Here is a 6,283-nt window from a genome sequence, read left to right as displayed (position 1 = left end):
TCCAAACAGGGGCGTTTTCTCGTGCCCGCGAATCTGCGTGACTTCCCCCGCTCTGGCGGGGGAAGCTAATATGCCATAATTCCAGCCTTCCCCGTTTGACGGGGAAGGGGGACCGCGCAAGCGGTGGAAGGGGCACAAAGAAGGGGCGTTGTACGAAGTTTTAGCTTCGTGCAACAGCCCCTTTTTCCAAGATTCATTATCTCATTTTTGCGGTTTCGTTTGTCTGCATCACAGAATCCGACTTTGCCGGCCGCCGTTCCTTTGCGACGGCGAGCATGAGTTTCAGGCGGTTGAGCTGGTTGACCTCGCTCGATCCCGCATCGCAGTCGATCGCCGTGATATTCGCGCCGTGATACGCCTTGCGCAGGTCGTGCATGACGCCCTTGCCTGTGATGTGGTTCGGCAAACAGCCGAACGGCTGCAAGCAGACGACGTTGGACACGCCCTCCTCGATGAGCTTTACCATCTCGCCCGTGAGGAACCAGCCCTCCCCTGCCATGTTGCCGAGGCTGACGTGACGTGCCGCAAGCTGCGCCGTGTGATCGATGGACTGCGGTGGACGGAAGTGACGGCTCTCTGTGAGTGCCTTGCGCATAGGTGCGCGGAAAAACTCTATGACCTTGATGAACATACGTCCAAAAAGACGATCTTTGTACGAACCAGAGAGCAGTTTGTGCTGCGCAATCGGGTCGTATGCGGAGTAGAGGAAGAAGTCCACGAAGTCGGGCATAACGACCTCTGCCCCCTCGTTCATCAATACCGTTTCGATGTCATTGTTCGCAACTGGATGGTACTTGACAAGGATTTCGCCGACGATGCCGACCTTCGGCTTCCACAGGTGCTCATCGATAGGAATGTGGTCAAAATCGCGCACAATGTCCTTCACCATGCGGCGAAATTTGAACACACTGCCGTGCTCAATCTCCTCCTTCGCACGTGTCATCCACTTGTCGAATGCCGCCTGTGTCGATCCTTTGACAAGTTCATACGGCATCATGCGATTGCGAACGTTCATGAGAAGGTCGCCGTAGACCGCCGCCTTGATGGCGTCCACCATCATCTCGCGGCTGAAGGCAAAGCTGTCCGTCTCCTCTGGCAGTCCGCGCACGGCAAAGACAGCAACGTTCGGGAAGCCCGCATCGCGCAGTGCCTTGCGCAGGACGCCAAGATAGTTGGTCGCACGGCACGCGCCGCATGTCTGAAAGAGCGCAATACTCGTGTGGTCTGCATCGCACATGCCCGCCTTTAGCGCCGCAAGCAGCTGCCCGATGACGACGATCGCCGGATAGCACATATCGTTGTGCACGTAGCGCAGCCCAAGATCAATCGCTGCCTTGTCCGGCATCGGTGGAATGACGACGTTGTAGCCATGTTTTTTCATCGTCGTGCGGAAAAGCTCGAAGTGGATCGGCGCCATCTGCGGCGCAAGAATCGTATGCGTTTTCCTGCAGTCCTCGGTAAAGCGCGGACGCTCGATGACGGGCACCTCGTGATAGGCGGGGTTCTCCCTGCGCGCGAGCGCTGCAATCAGCGAACGCAGACGGATGCGTGCCGCGCCGAGATTCGACACCTCGTCGAGTTTGATCATCGTATAGATACGCTCGTGCGATTCGAGGATCTCGCGCACCTCGGAGGTTGTGAGTGCATCCAGACCACAGCCGAACGAACTGAGCTGGATGAGTGTCACATTGGGATGCTCCGCGACGAACTGCGCCGCATGATAGAGGCGCGCGTGGTAGCTCCACTGGTTCACGACCTGAAGCCGACGCTCGTGCACGGGAATGTGATAGACCGCATCCTCGGAGAGGATCGGCAGCTTGTAGGACTGAATCATCTCGGGGATGCCGTGGTTGATCTCGGGATCGACATGGTACGGACGCCCCGCGAGAAGAATCGCGTGCTCTCCCGTCTGCGCAATACGGTCGAGGATCTGCTGACCGTAGTCACGCACATCCTTTCGGTATTGCTCGATCTCGGCATAGCCCGCATCAACGGCGGCAGTGATCTCCTTTTTCCCGATCCCCTCCGCCTTGCCGAACTCCTCCACGAGGCGCTCAATCATGCGCTTTCGGTCATTGATTGGCAGGAATGGCTGGATAAAGCGGATGTTCTTCTCACGCAGGATGTCCATATTGATGCGGATGTTCTCCGCATAGGACGCGACGATCGGGCAGTTGAAATTGTTCGCTGACGAGCCCGGTTTGTCCTCCATATTGTGGGGCTCGCAGGGGTAAAAGATCGTATCGACGCCCTTTTCCACGAGGTCGACAATGTGTCCGTGCGCGAGCTTTGCGGGGTAGCAGAGCGAGTCCGACGGAATCGTTGCCATGCCTTTGTAAAAGAGCTGCGGCGACGATTTCCCAGAGAGAACGACGCCATATCCGAGCTTGTCAAAGAACGTGAACCAGAACGGATAGTCCTCGTACATATTGAGCGTGCGCGGAATGCCGATGCGTCCACGGCGCGGCTCTGCGGGCGATTTATAGTGTTTGAATACACGCCGATACTTGAATTTGTAGATGTTCGGCGTATCGTCCTCGTGCTTTTCGCCGCCGATACCGCGTTCACAGCGATTGCCCGTGAAGTAGCGCTCGCCGTTCGGGAACTGCTGCATCGTGATGAGGCACTTATTGCCACATTTGCCGCAGCGATAGGAGCTGGTCTTGGTCTCGAATGTGCCAAGCTCATCCGCCCCGAGGAGCGTCGATCGCTCCGTCCCCGTCTCAAGCGCGAGGATCGCCGCGCCATATGCACCCATGAGCCCCGCGATGTCGGGACGAATGACATTCTTGCCGATGATGTTCTCAAGCGCACGCAGAACCGCGTCGTTGTAAAACGTCCCGCCCTGCACGACGATGTGCTCGCCGAGCGTTGACACGTCCTTGATCTGCATGACCTTGAACAGGGCGTTCTTGACGACCGAGAGCGCAATGCCCGCCGAGATGTCGGCGACCTCCGCCCCCTCCTTCTGCGCCTGCTTGACCTTCGAATTCATGAAGACCGTGCAGCGCGTGCCGAGATCGACGGGGGCCTTCGCGTCCACCGCCTTGCCCGCAAACTCTGCGGGCGTCATATGCAGTCCCTCGGCAAAGTTCTGGATGAACGAGCCGCAGCCCGCCGAGCATGCCTCATTGAGCGTAATGTTGCCGACGCTGCCGTCCTGCACGAAGAAGCACTTCATATCCTGCCCGCCAATGTCCAGCACAAAGCTGACCTCTGGACAGAACTCCTGCGCCGCACGCAGATGGGCAAAGGTCTCGACCTCGCCGCCGTCCGCGTGGAGCGCCGCCTTGACGATTGCCTCGCCGTAGCCCGTTGTCATCGCACCCGCAATGTATGCGTCCTCGGGCATCACGGCATAGAACTCTTTCAGCGCGTCGATGACGGATTGCAAGGGCGAGCCATGATTACTGCCGTAGGACGTATGCAGCAGCTCTTTGTCACTGCCGATGGCGACAATCTTTGTCGTTGTCGAGCCTGCGTCGATGCCGATGTAGATCGGACCGCAATAGTCCGCAAGAATTCCGCGCTTTACACGGTCACGATCATGCCGTGCACGGAACGCCGCATAGTCCTCTGCTCTCTTAAAGAGTGTGAAATCGGCCGTACGTGTCTCTGCCGCCGCAGCCCTCTCCGCACGTGCAATACACGACTCCATCTCCCCCATATCGATTGCTTTGGCCTCATCTGAGAGCGCCGCGCCGACCGCGACGAAATAATTGCCGTAATCCACATCGACAACGTGTTCATCGTCGAGCTTCAATGTTTCGATAAAGCGTTTTTTCAGTTCCGGGAGAAAGTGCAGAGGTCCACCGAGGAATGCGACATTGCCGCCGATCGGGCGCCCCTGCGCGAGGTTGCCGATGGTCTGATTGACGACCGCCTGAAAAACGGAGAGTGCAATGTCCGCCTTCTCCGCACCGTCGTTCATGAGCGCCTGAATATCCGTCTTGGCGAACACGCCGCAGCGCGAGGCAATCGCGTAGACACGCTTGCCCTTTTCTGCGAGCGTATTGAGTCCGATGGGATCCGTCGAGAGCAGGGATGCCATATGGTCAATGAACGAGCCGGTACCGCCTGCACAGACACCGTTCATGCGCTGCTCGGGTGCATCACCGAAATACGTGATCTTGGCGTCCTCGCCGCCAAGCTCGACCGCCGTCGTTGTCTCCGGAATAAGACGACGCACCGCCGAGGCACAGGCGATAACCTCCTGTACGAACGGAAGTCCGATGCGCTGGGCAATACCCATGCCCGCCGACCCCGTGAGTGCAAACGAGAATTTTGCCTCACCGACCACCTCTTTCAGCTGCTCCAGATTCTCCTGCAGCGCCTTGCCGATCTCAGAAAAATGCCGTGCATAATTCTTGTAGAGGATCTCATGCTCCTCCCCGAGAACGACCAGCTTGATCGTCGTCGAACCGACGTCCACACCGACACGAAATGGGGATTCCAAAGTAACACCACCTATCCGAATCCATATAAAAGAATATGGATTTTATTCAATTAACCCATATTAAATAGGAAAGCCTCTTTAAGGCTTCCCTATTTTAACGTATTTCACAGGACTATGCAAGTGTATGGCGCACAGTTCCGCGATATCCAATTTTCAAATAATGGTTCTTCATTTTATAGAAAGAAACAGACCTCAAATATTATACGGTGCAGCGAGTTTCTTGAAGTAGTTGCGCGCTTTCTGCATCGTCCGGATGATTGGCTCCATGAGCTTTGGCTGGCGCACGACCGTGCGGATAACCGCCTTACGCAGCTGCCGATACTCCGCGTCGAAATCGCGCATGACATCCTCCATCTCCGCCTCGACCGAGACGGAGGGGATGTTCGACGGGATGAGATTGGCGCTCCGTCCCTGAATTGTAACAGTATCACCGAGGAAAGGTGCATAGACTTCGAGCCCAAGTTCTTCCTGAATCCGTTCCTTGAGCGCCTCCTGTGCCTGTCCCTCGCCGTGGACGAGAAACACCTTTGCAGGGCGTGGGGCGGTAATCGAACGCATCCAGTCGACGATCTGCTCTGCATCCGCATGCGCCGAAAAGCCCTCAAGCACCTGAATCTGAGCCTTGACCGCAATCTCCTCACCGAGCACACGCACGCGTTTAATGCCGTCGACGAGTCGCCGCCCAAGGCTTCCCTCCGCCTGATAACCAACAAAGAGCACCGTGGACTCCGGACGCCAGAGGTTGTGCTTGAGGTGGTGCAGTACACGTCCTGCATCTGCCATGCCCGAGGCAGACAGGATGATCGCCGAGCCCTCGGCAGAGTTCAGTGCACGTGACTCCGCCGCCGTCTCTGCAATGCGCACCTGCGGGAACGAAGGAATCGTCCCCTGCTCCCCAAAGAACGCAATGGTCTCCTCATCAAAGTCCTCATAGTTCTTGAGGAAGACACGCGTCGCCTGAATTGCAAGCGGACTGTCGATGATGATCGGGATATCACCGTCAAGCCGTCCCGCCTTCCACAGATTGTAAAAGTAATAGAGCAGCGTCTGTGTTCTGCCGACGGCAAAGGACGGGATAATGACGTTGCCACCGCGATCCATCGTATCGCGGATAACCTCAAGGAGCGCCGTCTCCTTGTCATAATCACGGTGAACACGGTCGCCGTACGTGGACTCGACAAGCAGGAAATCCGTTCCCGCAATTCGTTCCGGATCACGCAGGATGGGCTGATTCGGCTGACCGAGGTCGCCCGAGAAGACAAGCTTCGTCTCCTGCCCGTTCTCCTCCACCACCATCTCGATGATTGCCGATCCGAGAATGTGCCCCGCGTCGCGGAAGGTCAGTTGCAGAGCATCCACCTGCAAAGGTGACTGATAGGCGACCGGCTCAAACAGCTCAAGTGCGGCAAAGGCATCCGCCTGCGTATAGAGCGGCGTAATCGGCGCCTCACTGCGGCGGGCGTTCTTCCGATTAAAGAGCTCTGCATCGCTCTCTTGGATGTGCGCGGAGTCCGGCAGCATGATGCGCACGAGGTCGCAGGTGGAACGCGTCGCGTAGATTTTTCCGCGAAAACCTTCACGCACGAGGCGCGGAATGCGTCCACAGTGGTCGATGTGCGCATGCGTCAAAAAAACCGCCTCGATCTCGGCGGGATTGAACGGAAAGTCCTCATAGTTCATCTCGCGCAGACGGCGCGTTCCCTGATACATGCCGCAGTCCACCAGATAGCTGTGATCCCCCACATGGAGCAGATAGCACGAGCCTGTGACGACGTGCGCAGCGCCCAAAAATTCGAGCCGCATAAGACAGCCTCCCTTCGGATTCAA

At 57.2% G+C, this 6,283-nt stretch carries 2 protein-coding genes; both read right to left on the bottom strand.

Annotation, left to right across the window (positions count from 1 at the left end; genetic code table 11):
* Window positions 1-196 precede the first annotated feature (196 nt).
* Window positions 197-4,456 (bottom strand): 2-hydroxyacyl-CoA dehydratase, encoded by a 4,260-nt coding sequence (locus HMPREF9081_RS05625; RefSeq protein ID WP_006306098.1) that lies wholly within the window; start codon window positions 4,454-4,456, stop codon window positions 197-199.
* Window positions 4,457-4,648: 192 nt separating this feature from the next.
* Entirely contained in the window at window positions 4,649-6,259 is a 1,611-nt protein-coding gene (locus HMPREF9081_RS05620; protein ID WP_040394601.1) for an MBL fold metallo-hydrolase RNA specificity domain-containing protein, read from the bottom strand.
* Between the last annotated feature and the right edge of the window lie 24 nt (window positions 6,260-6,283).

Origin of the sequence: Centipeda periodontii DSM 2778 (assembly GCF_000213975.1) — a bacterium.
GTDB classification, from domain to species: Bacteria; Bacillota; Negativicutes; order Selenomonadales; family Selenomonadaceae; genus Centipeda; species Centipeda periodontii.
The sequence above is the reverse complement of the archived record's forward strand: the minus strand, read 5'-3'. Positions and strand labels throughout refer to the sequence as shown.